Raw genomic sequence first — 247 nt, 5'->3', positions numbered from 1 at the left:
AGCGACACCTGCCCGCGATTCGCCTGGCGGATGTGCGCCACCACCGAATGCGATTTGATCGGATACTCCTGCACCAGACGCGCAATCGGCGAGTTAAAGCTTGGCAGCGGATCTTTAAACGTACGACAACCTTTATCTTCGTAGAAGGTAATGCCCCAGCCATCTTTGTGAGGCCCGGTTCCGCCGCCACGCTGAACCAGACCGGTAAAGCTGAAACAGATATCCGTGGGAACATTGGCGCTCATCC

At 56.3% G+C, this 247-nt stretch carries 1 protein-coding gene; it reads right to left on the bottom strand.

Translation table 11 applies throughout. The features are described 5' to 3' along the window. Nucleotides 1–245: class II glutamine amidotransferase (locus SB765_RS32525; protein WP_410932877.1), on the bottom strand; the 245-nt coding region annotated here is incomplete at its 3' end. Nucleotides 246–247 lie beyond the last annotated feature (2 nt).

It is taken from the genome of Pseudomonas sp. SIMBA_067, from assembly GCF_046534675.1.
In the GTDB taxonomy this organism is placed as follows: domain Bacteria; phylum Pseudomonadota; class Gammaproteobacteria; order Pseudomonadales; family Pseudomonadaceae; genus Aquipseudomonas; species Aquipseudomonas putida.
Note: the sequence above shows the minus strand (reverse complement) of the source record. Positions and strands in the feature narration are given on the sequence as shown.